At 62.9% G+C, this 25,876-nt stretch carries 25 protein-coding genes; 19 read left to right on the top strand and 6 right to left on the bottom strand.

Annotated features, from left to right (window positions below; translation table 11 throughout):
- Nucleotides 1-142: 142 nt before the first annotated feature.
- Nucleotides 143-1,459, bottom strand: a complete 1,317-nt coding sequence (gene xylA / locus BMY45_RS14815; protein WP_092398821.1) for a xylose isomerase — start codon at nt 1,457-1,459, stop codon at nt 143-145.
- 157 nt (nt 1,460-1,616) lie between these two features.
- Here xylA and BMY45_RS14810 point away from each other — a divergent pair, with 157 nt between their 5' ends.
- From BMY45_RS14810 to BMY45_RS14795, 4 genes are all read left to right on the top strand, one after another.
- Nucleotides 1,617-2,801 carry a XylR family transcriptional regulator gene (locus BMY45_RS14810; protein WP_092398819.1) on the top strand — a complete coding sequence of 395 codons (1,185 nt, stop codon included), beginning with the start codon at nt 1,617-1,619 and terminating at the stop codon, nt 2,799-2,801.
- Nucleotides 2,802-2,966: 165 nt separating this feature from the next.
- Entirely contained in the window at nt 2,967-3,308 is a 342-nt protein-coding gene (locus tag BMY45_RS14805; protein ID WP_092398817.1) for a hypothetical protein, read from the top strand.
- A gap of 243 nt (nt 3,309-3,551) precedes the next feature.
- On the top strand, nt 3,552-4,346 hold the full coding sequence (locus BMY45_RS14800; RefSeq protein WP_092398815.1) for a DeoR/GlpR family DNA-binding transcription regulator: 795 nt from the start codon (nt 3,552-3,554) through the stop codon (nt 4,344-4,346).
- Between the two features lie 117 nt (nt 4,347-4,463).
- Entirely contained in the window at nt 4,464-5,390 is a 927-nt protein-coding gene (locus tag BMY45_RS14795) for a Gfo/Idh/MocA family protein (RefSeq protein WP_092398813.1), read from the top strand.
- 146 nt (nt 5,391-5,536) lie between these two features.
- On the opposite strand, the gene BMY45_RS14790 is transcribed toward BMY45_RS14795, so the two are convergent.
- Nucleotides 5,537-5,965: a hypothetical protein gene (locus BMY45_RS14790; protein ID WP_092398811.1), complete on the bottom strand. Its 429-nt coding sequence runs from the start codon at nt 5,963-5,965 to the stop codon at nt 5,537-5,539.
- Between the two features lie 479 nt (nt 5,966-6,444).
- Here BMY45_RS14790 and BMY45_RS14785 point away from each other — a divergent pair, with 479 nt between their 5' ends.
- The 3 genes from BMY45_RS14785 to BMY45_RS14775 are packed head-to-tail and all read left to right on the top strand — an operon-like array spanning nt 6,445 to nt 10,881.
- The gene (locus BMY45_RS14785; RefSeq protein ID WP_092398809.1) at nt 6,445-8,166 is read left to right on the top strand and encodes a type I secretion system permease/ATPase; all 1,722 of its coding nucleotides are present in this window, start codon (nt 6,445-6,447) and stop codon (nt 8,164-8,166) included.
- Nucleotides 8,159-9,529, top strand: coding sequence for an HlyD family type I secretion periplasmic adaptor subunit (locus tag BMY45_RS14780; protein WP_092398807.1), 1,371 nt, complete (start codon nt 8,159-8,161; stop codon nt 9,527-9,529). Before BMY45_RS14785 ends, BMY45_RS14780 begins: the two co-directional genes overlap by 8 nt.
- Nucleotides 9,530-9,531: 2 nt before the next feature.
- Complete coding sequence (locus BMY45_RS14775) at nt 9,532-10,881, top strand: TolC family outer membrane protein (protein ID WP_092398805.1); 1,350 nt, start codon at nt 9,532-9,534, stop codon at nt 10,879-10,881.
- A gap of 81 nt (nt 10,882-10,962) precedes the next feature.
- Here the strand turns inward: BMY45_RS14775 and BMY45_RS14770 are convergent, their stop codons facing one another.
- Complete coding sequence (locus tag BMY45_RS14770) at nt 10,963-11,304, bottom strand: hypothetical protein (protein ID WP_092398803.1); 342 nt, start codon at nt 11,302-11,304, stop codon at nt 10,963-10,965.
- A gap of 204 nt (nt 11,305-11,508) precedes the next feature.
- Here BMY45_RS14770 and BMY45_RS14765 point away from each other — a divergent pair, with 204 nt between their 5' ends.
- The 3 genes from BMY45_RS14765 to BMY45_RS14755 are packed head-to-tail and all read left to right on the top strand — an operon-like array spanning nt 11,509 to nt 13,662.
- Nucleotides 11,509-12,141 carry a TonB C-terminal domain-containing protein gene (locus BMY45_RS14765; protein WP_092398801.1) on the top strand — a complete coding sequence of 211 codons (633 nt, stop codon included), beginning with the start codon at nt 11,509-11,511 and terminating at the stop codon, nt 12,139-12,141.
- Nucleotides 12,138-12,683 (top strand): sigma-70 family RNA polymerase sigma factor, encoded by a 546-nt coding sequence (locus tag BMY45_RS14760; protein WP_092398799.1) that lies wholly within the window; start codon nt 12,138-12,140, stop codon nt 12,681-12,683. Before BMY45_RS14765 ends, BMY45_RS14760 begins: the two co-directional genes overlap by 4 nt.
- Nucleotides 12,684-12,720: 37 nt before the next feature.
- Nucleotides 12,721-13,662: a FecR family protein gene (locus BMY45_RS14755; RefSeq protein ID WP_092399338.1), complete on the top strand. Its 942-nt coding sequence runs from the start codon at nt 12,721-12,723 to the stop codon at nt 13,660-13,662.
- Nucleotides 13,663-13,722: 60 nt separating this feature from the next.
- On the opposite strand, the gene BMY45_RS14750 is transcribed toward BMY45_RS14755, so the two are convergent.
- Nucleotides 13,723-14,334, bottom strand: coding sequence for a type II secretion system protein GspJ (locus BMY45_RS14750; protein ID WP_092398797.1), 612 nt, complete (start codon nt 14,332-14,334; stop codon nt 13,723-13,725).
- A complete protein-coding gene (gspH, locus tag BMY45_RS14745; protein WP_092398795.1) occupies nt 14,331-14,783 on the bottom strand; it encodes a type II secretion system minor pseudopilin GspH in 453 nt (150 codons plus the stop codon). Before gspH ends, BMY45_RS14750 begins: the two co-directional genes overlap by 4 nt.
- Before the next feature lie 115 nt (nt 14,784-14,898).
- Here gspH and BMY45_RS14740 point away from each other — a divergent pair, with 115 nt between their 5' ends.
- Nucleotides 14,899-15,330, top strand: a complete 432-nt coding sequence (locus BMY45_RS14740; RefSeq protein ID WP_092398793.1) for a general secretion pathway protein GspC — start codon at nt 14,899-14,901, stop codon at nt 15,328-15,330.
- Nucleotides 15,331-15,371: 41 nt separating this feature from the next.
- Here the strand turns inward: BMY45_RS14740 and gspI are convergent, their stop codons facing one another.
- Nucleotides 15,372-15,746: a type II secretion system minor pseudopilin GspI gene (gene gspI / locus BMY45_RS14735; RefSeq protein ID WP_092398791.1), complete on the bottom strand. Its 375-nt coding sequence runs from the start codon at nt 15,744-15,746 to the stop codon at nt 15,372-15,374.
- 149 nt (nt 15,747-15,895) lie between these two features.
- Here gspI and gspG point away from each other — a divergent pair, with 149 nt between their 5' ends.
- The 8 genes from gspG (at nt 15,896) to BMY45_RS14695 (ending at nt 25,849) form a co-directional block, all read left to right on the top strand.
- Entirely contained in the window at nt 15,896-16,345 is a 450-nt protein-coding gene (gspG, locus tag BMY45_RS14730) for a type II secretion system major pseudopilin GspG (RefSeq protein WP_092398789.1), read from the top strand.
- Nucleotides 16,346-16,353: 8 nt separating this feature from the next.
- Nucleotides 16,354-17,340: a type II secretion system minor pseudopilin GspK gene (gene gspK, locus BMY45_RS14725; RefSeq protein WP_092398787.1), complete on the top strand. Its 987-nt coding sequence runs from the start codon at nt 16,354-16,356 to the stop codon at nt 17,338-17,340.
- Nucleotides 17,337-18,518 (top strand): type II secretion system protein GspL, encoded by a 1,182-nt coding sequence (gene gspL, locus BMY45_RS14720; RefSeq protein ID WP_092398785.1) that lies wholly within the window; start codon nt 17,337-17,339, stop codon nt 18,516-18,518. The genes gspK and gspL overlap by 4 nt, the downstream gene beginning before the upstream one ends.
- Nucleotides 18,511-19,071, top strand: coding sequence for a type II secretion system protein GspM (gspM, locus tag BMY45_RS14715; protein WP_092398783.1), 561 nt, complete (start codon nt 18,511-18,513; stop codon nt 19,069-19,071). Before gspL ends, gspM begins: the two co-directional genes overlap by 8 nt.
- Nucleotides 19,068-21,419 carry a type II secretion system secretin GspD gene (gene gspD, locus BMY45_RS14710; RefSeq protein ID WP_092398781.1) on the top strand — a complete coding sequence of 784 codons (2,352 nt, stop codon included), beginning with the start codon at nt 19,068-19,070 and terminating at the stop codon, nt 21,417-21,419. Before gspM ends, gspD begins: the two co-directional genes overlap by 4 nt.
- 193 nt (nt 21,420-21,612) lie before the next feature.
- Nucleotides 21,613-23,031 (top strand): type II secretion system ATPase GspE, encoded by a 1,419-nt coding sequence (gspE, locus tag BMY45_RS14705; protein WP_092398779.1) that lies wholly within the window; start codon nt 21,613-21,615, stop codon nt 23,029-23,031.
- Nucleotides 23,031-24,242, top strand: coding sequence for a type II secretion system inner membrane protein GspF (gspF, locus tag BMY45_RS14700; protein ID WP_092398777.1), 1,212 nt, complete (start codon nt 23,031-23,033; stop codon nt 24,240-24,242). Before gspE ends, gspF begins: the two co-directional genes overlap by 1 nt.
- A 428-nt stretch (nt 24,243-24,670) precedes the next feature.
- Nucleotides 24,671-25,849: a substrate-binding domain-containing protein gene (locus tag BMY45_RS14695; protein ID WP_092398775.1), complete on the top strand. Its 1,179-nt coding sequence runs from the start codon at nt 24,671-24,673 to the stop codon at nt 25,847-25,849.
- The last annotated feature ends 27 nt before the right edge of the window (nt 25,850-25,876 follow it).

Raw genomic sequence — 25,876 nt, 5'->3', positions numbered from 1 at the left:
GTGCGTCCTTTTATTGTTGTTCGAAAGACACTGCCTGACGATGAACGTGGTGCGGGTAGAACTGTAGAGACTCCCGGGGTGCCGCGCGCAGAGATTTGTCGTGAGAATGTAACAACCTCTACGCAGCGAACGGGGCCTGGTGTCAGGGGTAGATGAACCGGTTGACCACGTTTTCGAGCATCTCCTGCCGACCACTCACAGCCTGCGGATTGAGCTCGTTGTCGAAGGCGTGTTCGGCCAGTGAAGCGAGGCTGAACTCACCTGCCAACACCGCCTGACCGAACGGTTGCTGCCAGCCGGCGTAGCGTTGGTCCTTGAACTGCTGGAGTTGGTCGTTCTGCACCATGGCCGCTGCACGTTCCAGGGCCAGGGCGAGGACGTCCATGGCCGCGACGTGGCCGTGGAACAGGTCGATCTCGTCCAGGCTCTGACGACGGACCTTGGAATCGAAGTTGAAGCCGCCATTGCTGAACCCACCGGCCTTGAGGATTTCATAGGTGGCCAGGGTCATCTCTTCGACGCTGTTGGGGAACTGGTCAGTGTCCCAGCCGTTCTGCGGATCGCCTCGGTTGGCGTCGATGCTGCCGAAGATCCCCAGGGAGACGGCGGTGGCGATCTCATGATGGAAACTGTGCCCGGCCAGGGTCGCGTGGTTGGCCTCGATGTTGACCTTGATCTCCTTCTCCAGGCCGAACTGTTGCAGGAAGCCGAACACGGTGGCGCTGTCGTAATCGTATTGGTGCTTGGTCGGTTCCTGCGGCTTGGGTTCGATCAGCAGATCGCCCTTGAAACCGATTTTGTGCTTGTGCTCGACCACCATGGCCATGAAGCGCCCCAGTTGTTCGCGCTCGCGTTTGAGATCGGTATTGAGCAGGGTCTCGTAACCTTCACGACCACCCCACAACACGTAGTTGGCGCCCTTGAGACGCTGGGTGGCGTTCATCGCGCTGAACACTTGGGCGGCGGCGCAGGCGAACACTTGCGGGTCCGGGTTGCTGGCCGCGCCTGCGGCAAAGCGCGGGTTGCTGAAGCAGTTGGCGGTGCCCCACAGCAGCTTGATCCCGGTTTGTTCCTGGTGACGCTCCAGGTGGTCGATCATTTGCGCGAAGTGGTTGCGGTATTCCTTCAGCGAGTGGCCTTCCGGGGCGACATCGGTGTCGTGAAAGCAGTAGTAGTCGATGCCCAGTTTGGAGAAGAATTCGAAGGCCGCTTCGGCCTTGCCGATGGCCAGTTCCATCGGGTCGCCGGCATGCTGCCACGGGCGCTGGAAGGTGCCGGCGCCGAACACATCGGATCCCGGCCAGACAAAGGTATGCCAGTAGCACACAGCCATACGCAGGTGCTCGCGCATGGGCTTGCCGAGCACGAGCTTGTCGGCGTCGTAGTGGTGAAAAGCAAGAGGCGAGTCGCTGGCGGGGCCTTCGTAGCGAACCTTGTCGATGGCGGGGAAGTACGACATGGGCGTTTTCCTTATTGTTCTTGGCGGTGTGTCCCGATACTAACGCCGGCGTCATGACCGCTGATTATGAAAATCACCAAGGTACAGTGCGATTTTGCGTATTGAGATCCGGCGCTGGCGGGCCTAGTCTGTGTCGGTCGGCTCAGGATCAAAAACAATGAAAACCGTCCCGCCCGTTCACCGCATCGCGTTGTTGTTCAACGGCAGCAAGATCTACGACCGCGGCATCATCAGCGGCATCGGCAATTACCTGAGCAGTACCCGGGCGTCCTGGGACCTGTTTCTGGAAGAGGATTTTCTCTGTCGGTTGAAAGGCATCGAACGCTGGCAGGGTGACGGGATCATTGCCGACTTCGATGACCCGCTGATCGGCGAGGCGCTGACCGGGATCGGCTTGCCGGTGGTGGCGGTGGGCGGCTCTTACCAGGATGAGCGCGCTTATCCGAAGGGCATTCCCTATGTCGCCACCGACAATGATGCATTGATGAAGTTGGCGTACGAACACCTGATCGAGGCCGGGTTGACGCGTTTTGCCTGCTTCAGCCTGCCGCAGGCACAAGCCAATCGCTGGGCCCAGGAACGGGAAAACGCCTTTCGCCGGTTGCTGCTGCGCGATGGTCTGCACGCCGAGGTCTATCGCGGCATGGGCACCAGCGCACCGCTCTGGGACAGCGCCGTCGAACAGCAGATCGCCTGGCTGCAAAGCCTGCCCAAACCCATTGGCATCATCGCGGTCAGCGATGCCCGCGCCCGGCAACTGCTGCAGGCCTGCCTGACCGCCGGAATCGCCGTGCCGGAGCAGGTAGCACTGATCGGCATCGACAACGACCCCCTGACCCGCACCCTGACACGGGTGCCGCTGAGTTCGGTGATCCAGGGCACCGAAACCATGGGCCGAACCGCCGCGCGCTTGCTCCATCAGATGCTGCACGGCATGCCGTCCACGGGCACGCAGGTGCTGATACCCCCGGATGCGATCAACGTCCAGGCCTCGAGTCTGCATCAGCCGTTGGGCAATCCCTACGTCATGCAGGCGCTGCTGTTCATCCGCCAATATGCCTGCCAGGGCATCAAGACCGCGCAGGTGGCGGCCTATGTGGGCGTGTCGCGTTCCTCCCTGGAGGCGCACTTTCGCAAGGCGCGCGGCTGCAGCGTGCACGACGAGATCCTGCGCTTCAAACTGGCGGCGGCCGCCCAGGGCTTGGAAAACACTGACTCGGCGATTGCCGACATCGCCCAGAACTGCGGCTTCAAATCGGCGCAGTACCTGCACACGGTGTTTCGTCGAGAGTTTGGCTGTACGCCCCGCGAATACCAGCAGGGGCGCGGCACAGGTCACTGAAACCGGCCTTCGCCGCGCACAACTATTGCTGGAAGCAATAGTGACCATTACCAAACACAAGTTCTGTTTTGTCGGCAATGCCTGGAAAATCCCTCCCATCGAACAGGCGGCCCACGCAGCTCCGTTGCCTGATGAAGCGAACCTTTTATTTTCAGGACCAGACCGATGCGCTTTTTATTTGCGTCTTCCATGGCGTTTGCCTCCTTGTTGCTCGCCGGTTGTGCCAGCGCGCCGAATGACCCGACCCTGACTTTGCAGACCAGCAAGACGCCGGCCCAGTACGCCGATTGTGTCGTGCCGAAATTGCAGGACCACGCGATGAGCCCGACCGTCTCCCAGACCCAGCGCAGCTACCGGATCGTGGTGCCGAGCAAAGTGTCGGCGGACAACGTGCTGGAAGCCTACAAGGCCGGGAGCGGCGGCAAGGTATTCATCTACGAGCGGCATCTATTGGCTTCCAGCTTCCTGCCTTCGAGTTTTGAACGCGCCGCACAGGACTGCATCTGAGGCCGGCCCGTACAGGTTTTTCACCGTGCTCCTTTGGTTGGCCGCAACCAACCATTTTTTTACCCCGCACCGCATTCGGTAGCGGGGTTTTTTTTGCCTGTGGGGAAGAGGGTGTCAGATTCACTGGAGTCCGCTGCCACAGAGTGATGGCTGGCCCGGCGTTGTAGTTTGACGAGGGGCCCTGCAACCGGCATATTTGCTCGCTGATGATAATTAGTGCTCGTTTATGAAGGTTGTAAGCCCATGACTTCCACCCACGAAGTGTTTCCTGATGAGCGCCAGCAACTGATCCGCGAGCGTCTGGCCCTGTATGGGCGGGTCATTGCGACTGATCTGGCCAGCGAGTTCAAGGTCTCCGAGCACTCGATACGGCGCGACCTCGGCGTATTGGCGGCGGCGGGGTTATGCAAGCGCGTCTATGGCGGCGCCATCCTGGTGCCCGCCGATGAAGGGCCGATAGCCGTTCGAGTACGGCAAAACGTCGAGCGAAAGGACAGCCTCGGTCTGGCGGCGGCCTCGTTGCTGAGGGCGGGACAGCATGTGCTCATCGATGCTGGCTCGACCAACCTGGCGATTGCCAGCGCCATCGATCCGGGCCTTAAGTTGACGCTGACCACCAATTCGCCGTTGATCGCCGTGCAACTGATGAAGCTGCCTTGCGCCGAGGTGATTCTGTTGGGCGGGCGCCTGAATACGGTGTCGGGCGGGGTGATCGGGCTGACGGCTGTGCAGCAACTGCGCCAGTTCAATTTTGACCTGTGCTTTCTCGGCGCTTGCGCCATCGACCCGGACAATGGCGTCACGGCGTTCGGCCTCGATGATGCCGAGTTCAAACGCGCGGCTGTCGCGGCGAGTGGTCAGGTGGTGGTGGCGGTGACCAATGAAAAACTCTCCAGCATTGCTCACTATCAGGTGGCGTCGTGTGAAGAGGTGGCAGCCCTGGTGGTGGAGCACGACGCGCCGGGCGAACGCCTGGAGCCGTTCTTCGGCAGGATTGCCACCGTCATGACCGCGTCCTGCGAACCGCAGCAGGCTTGAAGCGTTGCTGTAGCGTTCATGACATTCAAGCGCATGCGCGGCGAGCCATTGTCCGCCGCACGATTTACCGCTAGTTTGCTGGCCCATCAAAAGTACAAAAATAATCAGGAGTCATCGATGCAACCGATTCGTCTAGGTCTGGTGGGCTACGGCAAGATTGCCCAGGATCAACACGTTCCCGCTATCCTCGCCAACCCGGCGTTCCAGCTGGTGTCTGTCGCCACCCAAGGGCAGCCCTGCGCCGGGGTGGAGAATTTCCGCTCCCTGGGCGAGTTGCTTGAAAACGGCCCGCAGGTCGATGCGATTGCCTTTTGCACTCCGCCGCAAGGTCGATTCGCATTGGTGCAGCAGGCGCTGGCCGCCGGCAAACATGTCCTGGTGGAAAAGCCGCCATGTGCCACGCTCGGTGAAGCGATGGCGTTGGTGGATCAGGTCCGCGAACAAGGCGTAAGCGGCCTGTTCGCCTGGCATTCGCGTTACGCGCCGGGCATCGAGGCGGCCCGTGACTGGCTGGCCAGCCGCACCCTGCAAAGCGTCAAGATCGACTGGAAGGAAGACGTACGTAAGTGGCACCCCGGCCAGGCCTGGATCTGGCAGCCTGGAGGCCTGGGCGTCTTCGATCCCGGCATCAATGCGTTTTCAATCGTGACCCATCTGCTGCCGCTGCCGCTGTTCGTTGAGTCAGCAGAACTGCGCGTGCCGAGTAACTGCCAATCGCCGATCGCCGCCAGTATCAAGATGTCCGATGCGCAACACCTCGATGTGCGTGCGGAGTTCGATTTCGACCACGGTCACGACGAACTCTGGAGCATCGAGATTCGCTGCACCGAAGGCCTCCTGCGCCTGGACAACGGTGGGGCAGTGCTGAGTATCGACGGGGTGCGTCAGACGGTTTCCCAGGAGGGCGAGTACGCGGTGGTGTATCGGCATTTCCAGCAACTGATTGCTGACAAAGCCAGCGACCTGGACCTGCAACCGTTGCGGTTGGTGGCGGACAGCTTCTTTCTAGGCAGCCGGAACTTGGTTGAGCCGTTCTACGATTAACCCCACTGCGGTCCGAGTGGCAGCGCTGCGCCAGCAGCAAAAGCCCCCAACCTGCTTCGCCCGGGCCCGGGCCCGGGCGAAGGCGTTCGACGTCGCCCGGCAGGCCGCTGGATCAGCGAGGGTGGATCAGTATCTACAAGCGGCCGTCAGAGGGCTGGTGTCGAAACCCGGGACAAGATCATCTGTTCAATCAGCGAGGCCACTTCCTTCGCACCGAAACACCGGAACTTCACGCTGCCCGCATCGGTGTCCAGGCGTACGATTTTGGTGATAAACCCGCCCTCGATGCTGACATTGCGGATCAATGCCAGTGGAAGTTCGATATCCAGGGTGCCGTCCTGAACGAGACGGTTCATGACATTGGCGTTCAGGCGAACCATGGTTTGGCTGAGCACCAGTTTGCCGCCCACCCACAACCCTCCATAAGCTTCCTTGAAAGCCTCCAAGACATCGGACAGGGCGTCCACGTCACCGGCCTCGGCTGCGTAATATATATCGTCCACGTAACTGTGATTCAACTCCGCGTCGGCCACTAGAAAATTGACCAGCTTGGACTTCAAAATCAGTTCTGCCATCTGTGTGTCTCCATCATGAGTTTGCCTTCCATGTTTGTGCAGGTTTGGCGGGTTATCGAGGCATCACCCTATTTTTGCCGCTGATGTTATAGAGGCCGCAAAAGTGGTGGCACTATGCCAATAATCTTGAGCCCGGTACAAGGAATGTTACTCATGAACCGTATCCACAGTGTTGCGGCGGCTTTTCGCGAGTTGATGTAATCGTGGGAGCAGGAGCGCAACTACCTGGCTTCATCCATCAGCGCGCTGGCCAACGGCTTCGAGGGCGGGTTGAAGTTCGACCATTGACGTGAAAACAGCGGCCCCATGCTGGCACTAACCCGTGGTTACGTTGTCAGTACTTGGCGTCTATAGCGCCGACGATCGGCTCAGATAGCGACACGTCAGCAACATGACGCACTTTTTTTTGACGCCTTCGGGCAAATAAACTCGCGATGGATTGCGCCGGGACCGACTATTCCTTTGCGGGTTGATTCTCTATGCGCTTCCTACTCGATCCGCGTCATGACATTGATGCTGCCTTATTAAGTTATCGCCGGGTGTTCTGGTCGCTGGCACTGTTCAGTGGCGTGATCAATCTGTTGGTGCTGGTGCCATCGCTGTACATGATGCAGGTGTACGATCGGGTGCTGACCAGCCGCAACGAAACCACCTTGTTCATGCTGACCCTGATCGCTCTGGGCCTGTTTATGTTCAGTGCCCTGATCGAGTGGGTTCGCGGCGAGGTGATGATTCGCATGAGTGCGGGGCTGGACGAGGCCCTGGGCGAGCGTATTTTCGACGCCGCCTTCGCCCGCAGCCTGCGCGAGCACAACGCCAACCCGGCCCAGGTGCTCACTGATTTGGCGACGTTGCGCCAGTTGATCACCGGCCAGGGCCTGATTGCGTTGCTCGACGCGCCGTGGTTGCCGATCTTCCTGCTGGTAGCGTTTATCTTTCATCCCTGGTTCGGGGTGCTGACGCTGGTGCTCGCCCTGGTGCTGATCGGCCTGGCGTTATGGGGTGAGCTGGCGACTCGCGCTCGGCTGGGTGAAGCCAATCGCCTGGGGGTGCAGTCGTCTGTCTATGTCAACAGCACGCTACACAATGCCGAGGTCATTCAGGCGCTGGGCATGCTCGGCCCGTTACGCCAGCGCTGGAGCCTGCTGCAACAACGCATCATTGCCGCCCAGGCCCATGCCAGTGACCGTGGCGCCCGTATCACCTCTGCAACCCGTTTCGTGCGCATATCGGGACAGTCGTTGGCCCTGGGCCTGGGCGCGCTGCTGGTGCTCGAAGGGCAGATGTCGGCAGGCATGATGATCGCCATGTCGCTGCTGCTGGGGCGCGCCCTGGCGCCGGTGGAAATTGCCATCGGCTCCTGGAAACAGTTCAACGCCGGGCGCCAGAGCTACCAGCGTCTGAGCCAACTGCTTATTCAACACCCCCGCGAGCGCCTGCGCATGCCCTTGCCGCCGCCCACCGGCGCGGTGCGCCTGGAGCAACTGTATGTCGGCCCGCCCGGTGCCTCGCAACCGATTGTGCGCGGGATCCATTTCAGCCTGGCCAAGGGCGAAGTGCTTGCCGTGGTCGGCCCCAGCGCCAGTGGCAAGTCGACGCTGGCCAGGGCGCTGGTCGGGGTGTGGCCGGCCATGGCCGGCTCGGTGCGTCTGGATGACGCCGAAATCAGCCAGTGGTCCCATGATGCCCTGGGCCCGTACCTGGGTTACTTGCCCCAGGACATCGAGCTGTTCGATGGCAGCGTCGCCGACAACATCGCCCGCTTCGGCGAGCAGGATGCCGACAAAATCATTGCCGCCGCGCGTCACGCCGGCATTCACGAGATGATCCTCAGGTTCCCCAAAGGCTATGACACGCCATTGGGCCCCGGTGGGCTGGGTTTGTCTGGCGGGCAGAAGCAACGCCTGGGCCTGGCCCGCGCACTGTATGGGCGCCCGTCGCTGATCGTGCTCGACGAGCCCAACTCCAATCTTGACGAAGCGGGTGAGTTGGCGCTGGTACAAGCGATCAATGCGCTCAAGGCCGCCGGCAGTACCGTGGTGCTGATCACCCATCGACCCAATGTGCTGGCGGTGGTCGATCACATCCTGGTACTCAAGGACGGCGCCCAACAAGCCTTCGGCCCACGGGACCGAGTGCTCAAGGCATTGATGCCGGGGCCCAGGCCCGCGGCGGTGAGGGAGGCTGGCGAAGATGCGTGATCTGACCCCGGCTGCATCGGCGCACAGCGAGCAGCAGGTGAGTGTGCTCGACGCCAATACCCTGCCCAGTGCCAGTACCGATGCCAGCGGTGCTGCGCGTTATGGTGTGGGCTTCCTGGTCCTGACGCTGGGCGGCTTTTTGCTCTGGGCCTTCCTGGCACCCCTCGACCAGGGTGTCGTGGGCAGTGGCACCGTGGTGGTGGCGGGTGAGCGCAAGGCCGTGCAGTCGTTGGTCGGCGGGGTAGTGGACCAGCTGCTGGTCAGCGATGGCGATCGAGTCAGCCAGGGGCAGTTGCTGGTGCAGCTCAATACCGTACAGGCGCAGTCGCAACTGGACGTGACTCTGGGCAAGTTGCTCAACGACCGCAGCATCGAAGCGCGGTTGATCGCCGAGCGCCTGGGCAGCGCCGAGATTCAATGGCCGGCTGAACTGCTGGAGCGCGCCGAGGAGCCGCGGGTCAAGGCCGCCATGGCCTTGCAAAACCAGTTGTTTCTGACCCGCCGCGCAGAGCTGGGCAGCCGTTTGCAGATCATCGAACACGAGGTCGCGGCGTTGCAGCAGCAATTGCAGGGCTATGAAGGCGTCAAGCGTAACTACGACGCACAGATGCGCTTTCAGCAACAGGAGCTCGAAGGCCTGCGCGAGCTGGCCCGTGAGGGTTATGTTCCGCGCAACAAACTCTTCGAGGCCGAGCGCAACGCCGCCCAACTGGCCGGCCAGATTGCCTCCGGCGTGGGGGATGTCGGGCGGACCCGCCAAGCCATTAACGAAAGCAAGCTCAAGGCGTTGCAGGTGCAACAGGAATTTCGTCGCGATGCTGAAACCCAGCTCAGCGAGGTCTCCGCCGAGGCGGCCGGTTATGCCGATCAGATTCGCGCCCTGCAGTTTGAAGTCGACAACGGTGCCATCCGTGCGCCAGTGGCCGGGCAGGTCATGGACGTGAGCATTCACACCGTCGGCGGCGTGGCCCAGGCCGGGCAAACCCTGATGCAGGTGGTACCGCTGGATGCGCCCATGGCGATTACCGCGCGTTTCGAGCCGTTGATGGCCAACAAGTTGCGCCCGGGGTTGCCGGTGCATGTGCATTTCACCGCGCTGCAACGGGTGGATACGCCGACGGTCACCGGCACCGTGAGTACGGTCTCGGCCGACCAGTTGATCGATGAGCAGACGCACTTGCCGTACTTCTCCGCCAAGGTCGAGATTCCCGCCGACACGGTCGCCTCGTTGCAGGCCGCCGGGCTGTTGGTGCGACCGGGCATGCTGGCCGATGTCACGGTGGTCACGGGGGAGCGCACCTTTATGAATTACCTGATGAAACCTTTGCGCGAACGCTTGCTGGCAGCCTTCAAAGAGGAATGAGCATGACCGACCGTTGCCGTTACAGCGCTCGCGTGCTGCTGAGCCTGTGTTCCAGTTGGGCAGTGATCAATTTCGCCTCGGCCGCCGACGGTGGCCTGAGCCTGACCGCGGCGTACGACGCCTCCCGACTCAACGACCCGACCTTGCAGTCAGCCACCCATGCTTATGATGCTTCTCGCCAGGAAGAAGCGATTGGCCGTGGCGGCCTCTATCCGCAAGTGTCACTGACTTCGCGTTACGGGCGCGGCGGACGGACCGATGGTGGGGATGACAGCGGCTACGTCAACAGCAACGATTACCAGGCCAACAACGTCACCCTGGCGGCGCAGCAAGCGCTCTACGACAAGGCGCGGTGGGCGGCGTACCAGGAGGGCAAGGCGCGAGGACAACTGGGCAGCCAGCTGTTCGACGTTGCCAGCCAGACGCTGTTCGACCGGGTTGCCAAGGGCTACTTCGACGTCGCGCGGGCGGAAAACGAGATCAAGTTGATCGTCCAGCAGAAAGCTGCCATCAGCGGCTTGGTCACCCAGAGCAAAAAACTTTTCGAGGGTGGCCAGGGGGCGATCACCGATATTGACGAGGCCCAGGCGCGGCTTGACCTGGTCGAGGCCCAGGAGGCCGAAGCCCAGGCTCGTCGCGTGGCGGCACTGCGGGCGTTGTCCGGTCGCGCCAATGTGCCCATCGATGACATTTGGCCGATGCGCGAGGAGCTTGCCGCCGGCAGCCCGATCCCACCCGAGCAGGACCTGCCGTACTGGACGGCGATTGCCCGTGAGGCCAGCCCCGAGCTGGCGGCCCGGCTGGCGGCGGTGAAAGTGGCCGAGGCCCAGGCCGACAGCCAGCGCGCCGGGCATTACCCGACCTTGGCATTGACCACGCAGTTGACCCGCCGGGAAACCCGCCAGTATCAGGAACTCGACCCGCGCCAGGACACCTATTACGTGGGAGTGCAATTGGACATCCCGTTGTATCGCGGCGGAGCGGTGCGCGCATCGGTGGCCAAGGCCCAGGCGCAACTGGCCGGCGCGCAGTCGGACTATGACGTACAGCGTCAGCAGTTGGCCGAGACGATCGAAACCGATTACCTGGGCGTGGTGGCCGGCTTCGCCAAAAGCAAGGCGATGCAACGCGCGGTGGAGTCCAATCAGCGGGCACTGGCCTCCACGGAAAAAGGCTTCCAGGGCGGTGTGCGCTCCACGGTGGACATCCTGGATGCGCAGCAACGGTTATTCCAGGCCCGTCGGGACCTGCTCAACACCAAGCTGGACATGCTGCAAAGTTATGTGAGCCTGCACACCCACACCGGCCAGATGAACCGGGCTGTTCTGGAGCAGGTGCAAAGCCTGTTTTGAGGCGCGTAGGGGCTCCAGCACTCAACATTGCAACGCCCTCCTGCGGACCAGGGAGCAAGCGCCCTGGCCACAAAAAAGCGGTTATCTGGGCAGCGGCGAGTGGCTGGCCGGAACCGGCGGTCTCTGGGGCTTGACCGAGGTGCCAAACGTATTGCCCATGCGCACGCTGGTGGCCGCCGGGGTCGCCAGGCCGATGCTGTTCGGCGTGCGTTTGTTAACGGGCACATTCAACGCCTCCTGCGTGCGTTGCGCGGCGGCCGCGGCGTGCGGATCGTTGCCCATTTGCCGGCTCAGGCAGTTGTAGTCCGCAGTCCTGTAGCCCCCCACGGTCACCTCGATACACGCCGGTACCTCTTCGCCATGGACCCAAGGCTGGGCCATGAGCAGTCCGAGGCCCACCATCATTTTCATCCACTGTTTCATTGCCGACCTCCTGGCCCGCCCAGGGGGCGGTTCGCTGTCAGAACACGAGTTTAGTGGGGTTCGAGGGATTTGTATCAGTTGTCATACGACATTCATAAACAGCCCTCAGGATGACGGTTTTCAACGGATACGTCAGTCGTGCAGCAAGGCAGAGCCGGGGGCGGACGCAGGCGTGGATTGGCCAGGTCGCCCTTGGGGGGACTGATGGCGTTGTTGTGGTTGCTGGCCGCGCCGATCCAGGCGAACGGCCTGGTGGACCTGGACATCGCCCCGCAGGAACTGACCACCGCGCTGGAGCAATTCAGCCGGGCGACGGGTATGGCGGTGCTGGTGGATCAGCAGCTATCCAGCCAGCGTCATACGCTGGGCGTCCAGGGGCTGTTCACAGCCGCTCAAGGGCTCAATGTGTTGCTTCGCGGCACCGGGCTTGCGGCGCATTACGCCCGAACGGATGCGTTCACGTTGCAGCCGGTGCGGGTCCGCGAGGTGCCGCTGCCTTCTGGCGCGGCACCGGGCTTGAGCGACAGCAACTATGCGGCGGCGATCCAAACGGTCATTCAGCGCAATTTGTGCCGTTCACCACTCACCCGCCCGGGAAGTTTTCGGGCGGTGCTGCAAGTGTGGATCGGCCGGGACGGCGTGGTTCAGCATAGCCGCCTGGTCAGTTCCACGGGCGATCCGATGCGTGACAAGGCCTTGGTCAACAGTTTGCAAAACCTCAGGATCGACCGCCCGGCGCCCAGTTCATTGCGCCAACCGGTGACCCTGCTTTTATTACCCGACTCATCAGGAACAAGCATGGAGTGCACAGCAGGGGAAGGGGTTTTGGGGCGATGAAACACTCTGGTCGCAGCCCGTTGGTCAAGTTGTTCCTCACCTCTTATGAGGATTTCAAGGTGCGCCTGCGCAAGCGCCTGGGCTCCGAGGAACTGGCTAACGATGTGCTGCATGAAACCTACCTGCGGGTCGATCGCATGGTCGAGACGCCGGACATCGCCCAGCCCAGTGCCTATCTCTATCGCATGGCGCTGAACATTGCCGCCGACCGTCGACAGGCCGATGCTCGCCTGCTCACCGGCAGTGAAATCGAGGACTTGCTGCAGGTCTCGGATGAAGCGCTGGATCCGGCCCGGGTGGTGGGGGGACAGAAGGAGTTGCAGACCTTGCTCAAGGCCCTGTATGAACTGCCGGCGCGGCGCCGCAGGATTTTCATTGCCGCGCGTCTGGAGGAGGCGCCGCACCTGGAAATATCCCAACGTTTCGGCATCTCCACGCGCATGGTAGAGAAGGAAATCAAGGCCGCGCTGGGGCATTGCGCCCTTCGCCTGGAAAGAAAAGTGATTCAGCGGTTCGGTCCCGGCGCGGGAAAACAGTCTTGAGAGTAGAGACCAGACCAATTCGTGAGTGTGTGTGCGCTTGAACATCTTCAGCATTGTTTCCCCTGATGCCACGCCTCAGGCTCGACTGGCCAGCGAGGCCCAAGACTGGTTGGTCCTGCTGACCTCGGGTCGCGCCACCGTGGCCGATGCCCGAGCCCTGCGCCAATGGTGCGGGCAAAGTCCCGAACACGCTCGGGCGTTCGAGCAAGCCAAGGCGTTGTGGCACGGGCTGCAACCGGCCGCCGAGGCGTTGCAGACGCCACGACATTTCGGACGACGGGCATTGCTCGGCGGCGCGATCGCGGCGTCGGCAGGTTTTCTGTTGATCCGGGCCACGGTGCCCGGTGGGGTTTCCGGGCTCGGTGCCGACTACGTCACTGAGGTTGGCGAACAGCGCCGGGTGGAACTGGCCAAGGGTGTCAGTCTTGAGCTTAATACCCAAACCCGCCTCAGCCGCCGTCAGTTGGCCGATGGCGGGCAAGGATTGGTGTTGCTCGGTGGCGAAGTTGAAGTGCTGGGAAGCAGTGCTTCGACGGTCAGTGTCCAGGCCGGTGCTGGCTGGATCAGCGCCGCTCGGGCTCGGTTCAATATCCGCTACATCGACCAGAGTGTCTGCGCGACCTGCCTGGAAGGTGTGGTGCAGGTCCAGGTGCGCGGCCAGAGTTTTCACCTGGAGTCGGGCATGCAACTGACCTACGACAGCGGACGGATGGGCACTCCAAAGAAAGCAGATGTGTCGGCGGCCACTGCCTGGCGCGAGCAGGTGCTGGTGTTCAACGACGCGACCCTGGCCAGCGTCATCGACGAAATCAACCGCTATCGTCCTGGCATGTTGCTGTTACTCAATCGCGAATTGGGCCAGCGCAAGGTCCAGGCGCGGTTCCGGCTTGATCAACTGGCTGGCGTGGCGCTGTTGATCCGCGATGCATATGGCGCCAAATGCACCGAGTTGCCGGGCGGGGTGGTGGTGCTGAGCTGAGTTCAGCGCTATCCGGATGAGCCTCATTGCGAGCAGGCTCGCCCCGCACTGGATTTACCCTCACTCCAGCGGCCCCAACACCTGCCGATACTTTTCCACCCCTTGTGGCGTCTGCCGTGTCAGGCTGATTTCGATGCCCAGCGGGTTTTCCTGGCGATTGCCGCTGAGCTTGCGCCAGCCTTTTTCTCTGTCCCAGTAACGCAGTCCTGCATCGCTGACTTCGCTGAGCACCGCTACGCCCGCGCCGGGTGCCGGCAATGGGTAGCGGCTGCGGGCCTGGCCTTGGGCTCGGTAAAGCGTGTCTCCCTCGAGCCACCAGCGCACCCTTTGCAGCGTGCCTGCTTGAGCGGCGGCCACCCGGATCACATCCAGGCGAAAACCCCGACCTTCGGTGCTGCGCACGGTGAGGGCGGGTGGCGCGGTTGAGGGCTGGTCATCGACTCCGGGTTTTAACGGTTCGCTCAACTCAATGCTGGCGCGTAATGCCACGTCGCGCTCCAATTGGTTCAACACTCGCAGCAAGGCTTCGGTCTGCTCGGTGCTGGCCTGCAAATGACTGTCGGCCCGGGTGACGCTGTCCAGTCCGCGCCAGGCAATCAGGCTGACCACCGCCATCAGCAGAATCGCCACCATGACTTCAAGCAGGGTGAAGCCCGTCTCTCGGCCGTTCATTGAATCTGCACCCGGCCAGCGGCGCTGCGTTGGACGTTTATGTTGTTCTGGCCGTCCGACAAACGAATGTTCAGCGGGGCGCCGATCCACTCGGCGCTCAACACCACTCGCTGCCTGGGTTCCACACGAACGTCCATGGACGGGCTCTGCCACCGCCGCGGGTGCAGTTGCGGATCATCCTTGAAGCGATCCAGCCCTGGCCCTTGATCCTGCCGACGACTGAAACCGAACCCCTTGGCATCCCAGCGCCAGCTAATCGGCCGGCCATCGGCGCGGGCTTCGGTTTGGGCGAGCTGTAGCAGTTGCGCCAGCCGCTCGGCGTCCTGGCGCAACAACTTCAGAGGATCGGGTTTGATGCTCAGGCCCACTGCGGCACTGGCGATGCCGATGATCACCAGTACCACCATCAATTCGATCAGGGTGAAACCGCGTTGCTTGCCAAGGTCCATGCGCGCTCCTTTGCGTCGGTATTCATCCTGCACGGTGAAGATGATAAGGATGTGAAATAAAACGGAGAGAATCGAGGCGTACGCTGGAGTCTGGATAAAAAAGGAGAACCGGACCATGGCGTTCATCGAGCGTGTTTCCCCAGCGCAACTCCTCCAGGCACTCGGCCTGTTGGCGGCATTGGCCGGGGTGGCGACCTGGTCTTCGCTGCTGCTGACATCGGCCGAATCCCGCACGCCGGGTGCTGCCCCGCAACGGTTGGCCGAGCGTTCCGATAATCCTGCGCTGCAATGGTTCTCCAGCCAGCCGGCGCCAGTGGATATCAAGGTCAGCGGTGTGCTGGCCGGCGCTCGCGGGGCTGTGGCGATCCTCAGTCTCAACGACGGCCCACCCCGTAGTTTCCTGGCTGGGGAGCGGGTGGCTCATGGGGTGCGGCTGGTATCGATCGAGGCGCAAGCGGTGGTGATTGAGCGGGGCAATCAGCAAACCCGGCTGGCCTTGGCCCGATTGCCGGATTCGGTGGTGTTGCCCTCACTCACCCGTCCTTGAGGTCACGACGAACCCTCGCCACAATGGACCGTGTCTAGCGACTATTTTCCCCGACTGACCAGCGTCTCCAGCCGTGCCAGCGGCGGTGCCTCTCGGCTGCGATCCGACACGGTCAGTTCGACCCGCAACATCCTGCCGCTCTCTGCCGGGCGCAGGTTCTGTTCGCAACGCAGCAGCAACCGTCCCTGATCGCATTCGATGACTTTTGAACCCTGCACAAAACGCCCCTCCAAGCGCAGTTGCGCCAGTTGGCTGCGGGCCGCCAGCAGTGCGATGGACTTGTCTCGCAATAGCCCATTGCTTTGGGTCATCACCGCAGCCACGCGCACCGCCGCCGACATGGCCACAGCGATGATCGCCAGGGCGACCAGTACTTCGATCAGGGTGAAGCCGGCTTGTGGGGCGGGGCGTGGCATCGCGCGAGCTCTATGGGCAGAGGCAGCCCCCGAGCTTAACCACCATTGTTGACCGATTGACGACGTAAGCTCCTGAGCATTTTCAATATCACTGACATGTTTTCTTGCAACACTGCGCCACGAATTGAATCCAGCGAAGGACCGTCGAGATGCAGATCGCCCGTTACAACGCCCGTCTCCAAGGCCCTCGTGGGCAGCAGGGTTTCACCCTGATCGAAATCATGGTTGTGGTGGTCATTCTCGGCATTCTGGCGGCGATGGTGGTGCCCAAGGTACTCGACCGGCCGGACCAGGCTCGGGCGACGGCGGCGAAACAGGACATTGGCGGTTTGATGCAGGCGTTGAAACTCTATCGCCTGGACCACGGCAGTTACCCGAGCATGAACCAGGGGCTCAAGGTGCTGGTGGAACGGCCCGCTGACGCAAAAAACAGCACATGGCGTTCCTACCTGGAACGCCTGCCCAACGATCCATGGGGGCGTCCCTACAACTACCTCAACCCCGGCGCCAATGGTGAAGTCGATATCTTTTCCCTGGGGGCCGACGGCCAGCCTGACGGCGAGGGTGTAAATGCCGACATCGGCTCCTGGCAGTTATAAGGGCCGTGATGCGAACGGATTCGCCCTTCGCGGCGAAGCAGCGGGGTATGGCGGTCATCAGTGCCTTGCTGATCGCCGCCGTGGTGGCGGTCATCGCCGGGGGCATGCTCACCCGCCAAACCCTGTTTACCCGCAGCCTGGAAGCCGAGCAGTTGCGTATCCAGGGTACGGCGCAGTTGCAGGGCGGCCTGCAATTGAGTCGCCAGTTGTTGTGGGATGCGCGTCAGCGCGATCCGCTCACACGCTTCGGTCAGGCTTGGGCCAATCCCTTCGTGATGGCCGGTTCCAGCCGAGTTGACATCCCCTTCGAAGGGCGCCTGGAAGATGAGCAAGGCAAATTCAACCTGCGCAATCTGGTCGCCAATGAACGCGTAGACCAGGAACAGGTACGCGCCTTCGAACGGCTGTGCGAGCAACTTGGCATCGCCGCGACGGTACGTGCGCGCATCGTCGCGCGGGTGATTGCCGCGTACCCACGTCTGTTGAACCCTGCGTCGGCGGACAAGGCTGCGGTGAGCACTACCTTCGACAGCGGCCGCAGCACCTCGCCGGATGCTTCCGGCACGCCGTTGGCGCCGACACGCCCCATGCTGCGCACGTTGCAGGATTTGCGCAGTATCAAGGGGGTCACCCCGCAGCTGCTGGATACACTGGCGCCTTATGTGACGATTCTGCCGGCCAATACCTGGCTCAACGGCAACACCGCCAGCGCCCCGGTGCTGGCTGCTTACGTGCCGGGGTTGTCGTTGCAACGGGCCCAGGCATTGATCGCTGAGCGAGACGGCGGCCACTGGTTTATCAACCGTGGCGATTTCGTCAATCGCCTGCGCATGCCTGAGCTGGAAATGACCTCCGTCAAGGTCGGCATCACCAGCGACTGGTTCCGTCTGCGGGGTCAGGCGCGCAGTGGGCAGCGGCGGGTCGTGCTGGATGCTTTGCTGCAACGCAGCCAGGACCGGATGCCTCAGGTGATCTGGTCACGGGTGGGCGTATGACTCGCTTGCGCATAGCGTTGACACCACTGGGCAGCTTGAGCCTCGACAGTCCGGTGGCGTTCGCCTGGCTCGATCGCCAGGGCCAGGTCCGCGACCAGGGGCACAGCAACCTCCGGGCCCTCGGCCAGGGTGCGAAGAAGCAACGGGTTGAATGTTTCCTCCATCCGCGCGACAGCGTGCTCACCAGTCTGGAACTGCCGCAGTTGCCGGCGGCGAAAATCACCGCCGCGGTGAACTGCGCCGCCCAGGCGCTGATGCTCGGTGCCAGCGAGCGCATGCAGGTGGCTCACAGCGCGCGCGGTGCCGACGGGCAGGTGCACATTGCCTGGCTCGACCGAGAGTCACTCGATGCCCTGGGCCGGGTGCTGCGCCAGGCCGGCCTGCACCTGCACGGGCTGTACCCGGCAGCCTACGCCCTGCCGGTGTTGTCCGGGCCGGTGGCCTGCGTCGACGACGGCCACCTGCTGGTGCGTTACAGCGTGCAACACGCGGTGGTGCAGCCGTTGCTGGACGACGCGTTGGATGAATGGTTATTGGAGGCAGGGCCCGGGCTGCAGTGGGTGGGCGAATCGCCGTCGCAGGTCTCGATCAACACCTTGCCCGCCCCCCAGCGCTGGACCGGTGCCGCGCCGGGCTGGGGCTTGCATGCCGGCCTGACGCATGGCACGGCCGAGCGTGGCGGTTGGGGCAGGGCGGCGACGCTTTGCGCGGTAGCGCTGGCGGTGTGGGTGGTCGGCCTGAATCTCTACGCCACCCGTGAGGCCACTCAGGGCCAACGACTCAAGGCGCACATGAGCCAGCGGGTAAAGCAGGCGTTTCCCGAACTGCCGGTGATTCTCAACCCCTTGCAACAGGCGCGACAGCAAATCGCTGCACGCCAAAGCGGCACTGCGGCTGATCCGGCGCAACGCTTCGCCAGCTTGGTGCAACAGGCGGGCAGCGCCATGCCGTTCATGAGCGGCAACGTGCAGGAACTGGTGTTTGAAAACGGTGAGTTACGCCTGACGCTCGTGGCCGAGGCACAAAAAACATCCGCCGCAGACGACTGGAAAATCCCCCTGACCCAGGCCGGCATCGACGTTGCGGCCAATGACCAGGGCTGGACCTTGCGTGCTGCTTTGCCCGGACAGGGCGCGCAGGACACCCCCCAACACCCCCCGGAAGCCGCCGATGAATAAGCTCCCGGCACGACTATGGGCGCGCTGGCAAACCCTGCGCGCGCGTGGCCGGGCGTCCTGGCAGGGCCTGGCGGTGCGCGAGCAGCGCGCCGTGTCCCTGGCGGCGCTGGCACTCGGCGGGCTGCTGGTCTGGTTGCTGTTGATCCAGCCACCGCTCCAAACCCTGGCGTATTGGCAGGTCGAAACGCCGAAGTTGCGCGCGCAGACCCAGGCCCTCGAAGTGTTGTTGCGGGACGTCGGCGGCCCTGCGCCAGGCCAGCCTCTGGAAGTGGCCCTGCGCCAGGCCCTGGATGCCGGCGGCTTGAGCGAGCACTACCAGTTGCAGGCCGTGGAGTCGGCCTGGCAACTCACCTTCAACGACGCGCCGGCCGATGAGGTGATGGGCTGGCTGTTGAGCAGTCCCCGGCAATTTTCCCTGCAAGTGCTTGAGGCCCGTTTGCGGCGCACGGCCCCGGCCAACGCCGACAACATCGAAAACACCGAAGACACCGCCGGCACCCTGTCCGGAACCGTTCGCATGGATCAGGCGCAAAGCGCTAAGGAAGCTTCATGAAGGGGTCCCGATACCCGCGTCATTGGCGCAAGAGCGTGCCGTTCCTGTTGCTGGCATTGAGCGCCTGCAACAGCACACCGCCGGCGTCGCAGCCACCGTTGCTGGTAGACAGTGAACTGGGCATTCCGCTGGGCAGTACTCAGCGCAGCGGTGATGCGCTGCTGGACCGTCAGCAGGCTCAGACCTTGCGTGAACAGAAACCGCCGGTGCGGCACCCGGTCGATCTCACCGCCCGTGCCCGCGAGCCCCGCAGCAGTACGCCGGCACGCAGCCCACTGGGTGACCAACCGGTGACCCTGAACTTCGTCGAGGCCGACATTCAGGCGGTGGTGCGGGCCTTGTCCCGTTCCACCGGCCAACAGTTTCTGGTGGACCCTCGGGTCAAGGGCAACCTGACGCTGGTGTCCGAAGGTCAGGTGCCGGCGCACCAGGCCTATGACATGCTGCTGGCCGCGCTGCGCATGCAAGGCTTTAGCGTGGTGGACGTCGGCGGCGTGGCCCAGGTGGTGCCCGAGGCCGACGCCAAGCTGTTGGGTGGGCCGATCTACAGCGCCGACAGACCGGCCGGCAACGGCATGTTGACCCGCACCTTTCGCCTGCAATACGAAAACGCGGTGAACCTGATCCCGGTGTTGCGCCCGATCGTGTCGCCCAACAACCCGATCAATGCCTACCCCGGCAACAACACCATCGTCATCACCGATTACGCCGAGAACCTGTCGCGGGTGGCGCAGCTCATCGAAGGCATCGATACCCCCAGCGCCATCGACACCGACGTGGTGCCGATACACAACGGCATCGCCGTGGACATCGCGCAGATGGTTTCCGAGTTGCTGGAAACCCAGGGCGGCGACCAGACCCAGAAGATCAACGTGATCGGCGACCCGCGCTCCAACGCTATCATCATTCGGGCCGGCAGCCCCGAGCGCACGGAGCTGGCGCGTAACCTGATCTACAAGCTCGACAACGCCCAGAACAATCCGAGCAACCTGCACGTGGTGTACCTGCGCAATGCCCAGGCCGGCAAACTGGCCCAATCCCTGCGCGGCTTGCTCACTGGGGAAAGCGAAGGCGAGGGCAGTGATAACTCGCGCTCGGTGCTCAGCAGCATGGGCGCCAGCACCAACGGCCAGAGCGGGCAGGGCAGCAGCGACGCCACCACCAGCGCCAGTGCGTCGACCACCAGCAACGGTTACGCCCAGGGCAGTGGCGGACAAAGCTCGGCTTCGCCGCAGGACGATCAGAGCACCGCCTTCAGTGCCGGCGGTGTGACCATCCAGGCCGACGCCACCACCAATACCCTGCTGATTTCCGCGCCGGACCCGCTGTACCGCAACCTGCGGGAGGTCATCGACCTGCTCGACCAGCGTCGCGCCCAGGTGGTGATCGAGAGCTTGATCGTTGAAGTCGGCGAGGACGACGCCAGTGAGTTCGGCGTGCAATGGCAGACCGGCAACCTGGGCGGCAGCGGCGTGATCGGCGGGGTCAACCTCGGTGGCACCGGGCTCAACCTCAACGGCAAGACCAGCATCGACGTGTTGCCCCAAGGCTTGAACCTGGGCCTGGTCAACGGCACTGTGGACATTCCCGGCATCGGCAAGATCCTCGACCTGAAAGTCTTGGCCCGGGCGTTGAAGAGCAAGGGTGGCACCAACGTGTTGTCGACCCCGAACCTGCTGACCCTGGACAACGAAGCGGCGAGCATTTTTGTCGGCCAGACCATTCCCTTCGTCAGCGGCAGTTACGTCACCGGTGGGGGCGGCACCAGCAACAACCCGTTCCAGACCGTGACCCGCGAGGAGGTGGGCCTGAAGCTCAACGTCCGGCCGCAGATTTCCGAAGGCGGGACGGTCAAGCTCGATATCTATCAAGAGGTCAGCAGCGTCGACAACCGCGCTTCGAGCGCCACCGGGATCGTCACCAACAAGCGCGCGATCGACACCAGCATTCTGCTGGACGACGGGCAGATCATGGTCCTTGGCGGGTTGTTGCAGGACGGCTACAGCCAGAGCAACGATGCTGTGCCGTGGCTGTCGACCATTCCCGGCATCGGCGCGCTGTTTCGCAACGAGCGGCGGCAGATCACCAAGACCAATCTGATGGTGTTCCTGCGCCCCTACATCATCCGCGACACGGCGGCGGGGCGCGGCATCACCCTCAACCGCTACGACTTCATGCGCCGCGCCCAGGGCCTGCTGCAACCGGAACGCAGCTGGGCGCTGCCGGACATGCAAGCCCCGCAACTGCCGGCCTCGGCCAAGGCCATTCCGCAGGCCACGCCCGCCGGGCTGCAAACGCCCAGGGCGGTGATCAAGGCGGTGCCGGCAACGGAGCCGGTTGGACAATGAGTACCGTGGCGAGGGAGCTTGCTCCCGCTGGGTTATGTAGGAGCTGGCGAAGCCTGCGATCTTTTGATCTTGATCTTTCGCTTTTGACTCAATTGTCTGGGACAAGATCGCAGCCTCGTTGCACTCGACAGCTCCTACACAGCGTCGACGCTCCAGCCACGGTGTGTCCGTCAGTCGAGGAGGAGTGGTGCCCATGAACACCCTCCCATACGCCTGGGCCAAGGCCCAACGCCTGGTACTGCGCGAGTCTGATGAAGGCGCGGTGTTGATGGTCTGTCCCTCCACGCCGGGCTGGTCCATCAGCGAAGTGCGCCGCCAATTTGGCGAGGTGCGGCTGGAGCGGGTGCGTGACGAGGAACTCGACGGTTTGCTCAACAGTGCCTACGCCGACACCGGCAGCGCCGCCGCCGTGGTGGGCGCGGCAGAGAGCGAGGTGGACCTCGACCGCCTGATGCAGGACATGCCCGAGATCACCGACCTGCTGGACACGCAGGACGGCGCGCCGGTGATCCGCATGATCAACGCCTTGCTGACTCAGGCGGCACGGGACGAGGCCAGCGACATCCACATCGAGCCCTACGAAAGCCATTCGGTGGTGCGCTACCGGGTCGACGGTACCTTGCGCGACGTGGTCTCGCCGCGCAAGGCGTTGCACGGCGCACTGGTGTCGCGGATCAAGATCATGGCCCAGCTCGACATCGCCGAAAAGCGCCTGCCCCAGGACGGCCGCATTGCCCTGCGCGTGGCCGGGCGCCCGATTGACATCCGGGTTTCGACGGTGCCCACCGGCCATGGTGAACGGGTGGTGATGCGCCTGCTGGATAAACAGGCCGGGCGCCTGCAACTGGAAACCCTGGGCATGGACCCGGACGTGCTGGGCAAACTCGATCACCTGATCCGCCAGCCCCACGGCATCGTGCTGGTCACCGGCCCCACCGGCAGCGGCAAGACCACCAGCCTGTATGCCGCCCTGGCCCGGCTGGACGCCAGCGTCCACAACATCCTCACGGTGGAGGACCCGGTGGAATACGACCTGCCGGGCATCAGCCAGATCCAGGTCAACGCCAAGATCGACATGACCTTCGCCCTGGCCCTGCGGGCGATTTTGCGTCAGGACCCGGACATCATCATGATCGGCGAAATCCGCGACCTGGAAACCGCACAAATCGCCGTGCAGGCGTCCCTCACCGGTCACCTGGTGCTGGCGACCCTGCACACCAACGACGCTGTGTCGGCCATCAACCGCCTGATCGACATGGGCGTCGAGCCGTTCCTGCTGGCCTCGTCGATGCTCGGCGTACTCGCTCAGCGACTGGTACGCAGGCTCTGCCCGCAATGCAAACAAGCTGATCCGGCAACCCCCGGCACCTGGCGCCCGGTGGGCTGCCCGAGCTGTAACCAGAGCGGTTACAGCGGTCGCACCGGCATCCATGAATTGTTCTGCATCGACGATGATATCCGCACGCTCATTCACCAGGGGGCAGGGGAGCAGGCACTGCGCGCTGCCGCCCGCCAGGCCGGCATGTTCAGCATGCGCGAGGACGGTGAGCGCTGGGTGCGCAGTGGCGCCACCGCCCCTGAAGAAATCCTGCGCGTGACACGGGACGCCTGATGAATCGCTACCGTTTTGAAGCCGCCGACGCCACCGGCAAGATCGAGGTCGGGCACCTGGAAGCCGACAGCCAGAGTGGCGCCTTCAACCTGCTGCGCAGTCGAGGGCTGACGGCGTTACAGGTGCAGCTCGAGCGCAACACCGCGCAAGCCCATGGCGGCGGCCTGTTCAGCGCCAAACTCTCGGACAACGACCTGGCTTGGGCCACTCGGCAACTGGCGAGTCTGTTGGGAGCGAGCCTGCCATTGGAGGCCGCGTTGAGCGCCACGGTGGAACAGGCGGAAAAAAAACACATCGCCCAGACCCTCAGCGCAGTGCGCGCCGATGTGCGCAGCGGCATGCGCCTGGCCGAAGCCCTGGCGGCGCGACCCCGGGACTTTCCGGACATCTATCGGGCACTGATCGCAGCCGGTGAAGAGTCCGGCGACCTGGCGCAGGTGATGGAGCGGCTGGCGGACTACATCGAGGAGCGCAACAACCTGCGGGGCAAGATCCTCACGGCGTTCATCTATCCGGGTGTAGTGGGGCTGGTGTCGATCGCCATCGTGATTTTCCTGCTCAGCTACGTGGTGCCCCAAGTGGTCAGCGCGTTCTCCCAGGCCCGTCAGGACCTGCCTGGGTTGACCGTGGCGATGCTGACCGCCAGCGATTTCATCCGCGCCTGGGGCTGGTTGTGTTTTGGCATTCTGGCCGGTGGGTTCTGGGGTTGGCGGCTGTATTTGCGCAACCCGCAAGCGCGGTTGAACTGGCACAGTCGCATCTTGCGTCTACCGCTGATCGGGCGTTTCGTGCTGGGCCTCAACACCGCGCGTTTTGCCTCGACCCTGGCGATTCTCGGCGGCGCCGGGGTGCCTTTGCTGCGAGCCTTGGAGGCGGCGCGTCAGACCCTGTCTAACGATCGCCTGAGCCTGAGCGTCAGCGATGCCACGGCCAAGGTCCGCGAAGGGGTCAACCTGGCAGCAGCGTTGCGGGTGGAGAAAGTCTTCCCGCCGGTGCTGATCCACCTGATCGCCAGCGGCGAAAAAACCGGCTGCCTGCCGCCAATGCTCGAACGCGCCGCACAAACCCTGTCCCGCGACATCGAACGCCGGGCCATGGGCATGACTGCGCTGCTGGAACCGCTGATGATCGTGGTCATGGGCGGCGTGGTGCTGGTGATCGTCATGGCGGTGCTGCTGCCGATTATCGAGATCAATCAGTTGGTTCAATGAACCGCTGGTGAATACCCTTTGTGGCTAGCACGACCCCTGTGGCGAGGGAGCAAGCTCCCTCGCCACAAGAGCAGGCAGTTATTTTTGCAGTGCCGCAACACCTCCCGACCCTCGCCAACACCAAACTCGGGTTCCTCGTTCTGTCATCTTCCATCGTCAGACAACCACCCGCCGCCATCTCCACGCCCACCCTGAGCAGCACCGTCACAAAACCCGTCTGAAACCCCAATCCAGAGCCCTCGAACACCCGAGGAAAAACCCCAAAAAACAGCCTCCAGCTCCCGAGGTTTTTTCCTTTATCTGTCACCGGAAACTGCGAGTTTCTAACCCATGGCCTCACCCCATCGCCATCGGCACAGGACCGAGCGCCATGACGGCAAGCACGCGTCACCCAACCTACGTACGAACACGATGAAAGGAGATTCTTCATGTTTAAGCGCAACGTTCTCGCGGTATCCCTGACCTTCGCCGGCCTCTGCGCCGCTCAGGCCGCTATGGCTGATGTCAACGGTGGTGGCGCGACCTTGCCTCAGCCGCTGTACCAGACGTCCGGCGTCCTGACTGCCGGTTTCGCCCCTTACATCGGCGTGGGCAGCGGTGCCGGCAAGCTGGCCTTCCTGAACAACGATTACACCCGTTTCGTGTCTGGTGACACCAGCAAGAACGTGCACTGGGCCGGTAGCGATTCGAAACTCACCCAGGCTGAGTTGGATGCCTACGTCGCCAACCACGGCACCGCCTGGGGTCCATTGATCCAGGCGCCTTCGGTCGCCACTTCGGTTGCCATTCCGTTCAACAAGACTGGCACCGCCAACGTTGACCTGAGCGTCAACCAGTTGTGCGGCGTGTTCTCCGGCCGTCTGACCGACTGGAGCCAGATCACTGGTTCGGGTCGTACTGGCGCGATCACCGTGGTTTACCGCAGCGACCTCAGTGGCACCACAGAACTGTTCACTCGCTTCTTGAACGCCAAGTGCGCTGAAACCGGCACCTTTGCCATCACCACCAACTTCGCTAACAGCTACAGCGGTGGCGTGCCAGCCGGCGCCGTTTTCGCCTCCGGCAGTGCGAACGTCATGACTGCGCTCAATGCAGCCCAGGGCCGTATCACCTACATGAGCCCGGATTACGCGGCAACTACTCTGGAAGGTCTGGGCGACGCTACCAAAGTCGCTCGTGTTGCCGGTCAGTCCCCAGCGCCAGCCAATGTCTCTGCAGCTATCGGCGCCGTTCCGGTTCCTACTGCTGCCAACCGTTCAAATCCGAACGCTTGGGTGCCGGTGTTCACTTCTCAAGAAGTCATCGATGAAAACCCGGACGACCCTAGCTTGCGTCTCTACCCAACCACCGGCTACCCGATCCTGGGCTTCACCAACGTGATCTTCAGCCAGTGCTACGCCGATGCGACCCAGACCACTCAGGTTCGCAACTTCTTCAGCCGCCACTACGGTTCGTTGGTCAACAACGATTCGGCCATCACCTCCAACCGTTTCGTGCCACTGCCTTCGGCCTGGAAAACCGCCATTCGTGAGTCCTTCGTCACGGCATCCAGCGGTCTGAGCATCGGCAACACCAACGTCTGCAACAGCGTCGGTCGTCCGTTGTAAGCCCACGCTTGAGCGATCCGCAACACC

Source organism: Pseudomonas sp. NFACC39-1 (assembly GCF_900110355.1).
GTDB classification, from domain to species: Bacteria; Pseudomonadota; Gammaproteobacteria; order Pseudomonadales; family Pseudomonadaceae; genus Aquipseudomonas; species Aquipseudomonas tehranensis.
This window is presented reverse-complemented; position numbering and strand designations above follow the sequence as displayed.

Bases quoted from the DNA above. Each gene is read 5' to 3' on its own strand.
- xylA (WP_092398821.1), bottom strand. From the start codon at position 1,459: ATGTCGTACTTCCCCGCCATCGACAAGGTTCGCTACGAAGGCCCCGCC.
- BMY45_RS14810 (WP_092398819.1), top strand. From the start codon at position 1,617: ATGAAAACCGTCCCGCCCGTTCACCGCATCGCGTTGTTGTTCAACGGC.
- BMY45_RS14805 (WP_092398817.1), top strand. From the start codon at position 2,967: ATGCGCTTTTTATTTGCGTCTTCCATGGCGTTTGCCTCCTTGTTGCTC.
- BMY45_RS14800 (WP_092398815.1), top strand. From the start codon at position 3,552: ATGACTTCCACCCACGAAGTGTTTCCTGATGAGCGCCAGCAACTGATC.
- BMY45_RS14795 (WP_092398813.1), top strand. From the start codon at position 4,464: ATGCAACCGATTCGTCTAGGTCTGGTGGGCTACGGCAAGATTGCCCAG.
- BMY45_RS14790 (WP_092398811.1), bottom strand. From the start codon at position 5,965: ATGGCAGAACTGATTTTGAAGTCCAAGCTGGTCAATTTTCTAGTGGCC.
- BMY45_RS14785 (WP_092398809.1), top strand. From the start codon at position 6,445: ATGCGCTTCCTACTCGATCCGCGTCATGACATTGATGCTGCCTTATTA.
- BMY45_RS14780 (WP_092398807.1), top strand. From the start codon at position 8,159: ATGCGTGATCTGACCCCGGCTGCATCGGCGCACAGCGAGCAGCAGGTG.
- BMY45_RS14775 (WP_092398805.1), top strand. From the start codon at position 9,532: ATGACCGACCGTTGCCGTTACAGCGCTCGCGTGCTGCTGAGCCTGTGT.
- BMY45_RS14770 (WP_092398803.1), bottom strand. From the start codon at position 11,304: ATGAAACAGTGGATGAAAATGATGGTGGGCCTCGGACTGCTCATGGCC.
- BMY45_RS14765 (WP_092398801.1), top strand. From the start codon at position 11,509: ATGGCGTTGTTGTGGTTGCTGGCCGCGCCGATCCAGGCGAACGGCCTG.
- BMY45_RS14760 (WP_092398799.1), top strand. From the start codon at position 12,138: ATGAAACACTCTGGTCGCAGCCCGTTGGTCAAGTTGTTCCTCACCTCT.
- BMY45_RS14750 (WP_092398797.1), bottom strand. From the start codon at position 14,334: ATGAACGGCCGAGAGACGGGCTTCACCCTGCTTGAAGTCATGGTGGCG.
- gspH (WP_092398795.1), bottom strand. From the start codon at position 14,783: ATGGACCTTGGCAAGCAACGCGGTTTCACCCTGATCGAATTGATGGTG.
- BMY45_RS14740 (WP_092398793.1), top strand. From the start codon at position 14,899: ATGGCGTTCATCGAGCGTGTTTCCCCAGCGCAACTCCTCCAGGCACTC.
- gspI (WP_092398791.1), bottom strand. From the start codon at position 15,746: ATGCCACGCCCCGCCCCACAAGCCGGCTTCACCCTGATCGAAGTACTG.
- gspG (WP_092398789.1), top strand. From the start codon at position 15,896: ATGCAGATCGCCCGTTACAACGCCCGTCTCCAAGGCCCTCGTGGGCAG.
- gspK (WP_092398787.1), top strand. From the start codon at position 16,354: ATGCGAACGGATTCGCCCTTCGCGGCGAAGCAGCGGGGTATGGCGGTC.
- gspL (WP_092398785.1), top strand. From the start codon at position 17,337: ATGACTCGCTTGCGCATAGCGTTGACACCACTGGGCAGCTTGAGCCTC.
- gspM (WP_092398783.1), top strand. From the start codon at position 18,511: ATGAATAAGCTCCCGGCACGACTATGGGCGCGCTGGCAAACCCTGCGC.
- gspD (WP_092398781.1), top strand. From the start codon at position 19,068: ATGAAGGGGTCCCGATACCCGCGTCATTGGCGCAAGAGCGTGCCGTTC.
- gspE (WP_092398779.1), top strand. From the start codon at position 21,613: ATGAACACCCTCCCATACGCCTGGGCCAAGGCCCAACGCCTGGTACTG.
- gspF (WP_092398777.1), top strand. From the start codon at position 23,031: ATGAATCGCTACCGTTTTGAAGCCGCCGACGCCACCGGCAAGATCGAG.
- BMY45_RS14695 (WP_092398775.1), top strand. From the start codon at position 24,671: ATGTTTAAGCGCAACGTTCTCGCGGTATCCCTGACCTTCGCCGGCCTC.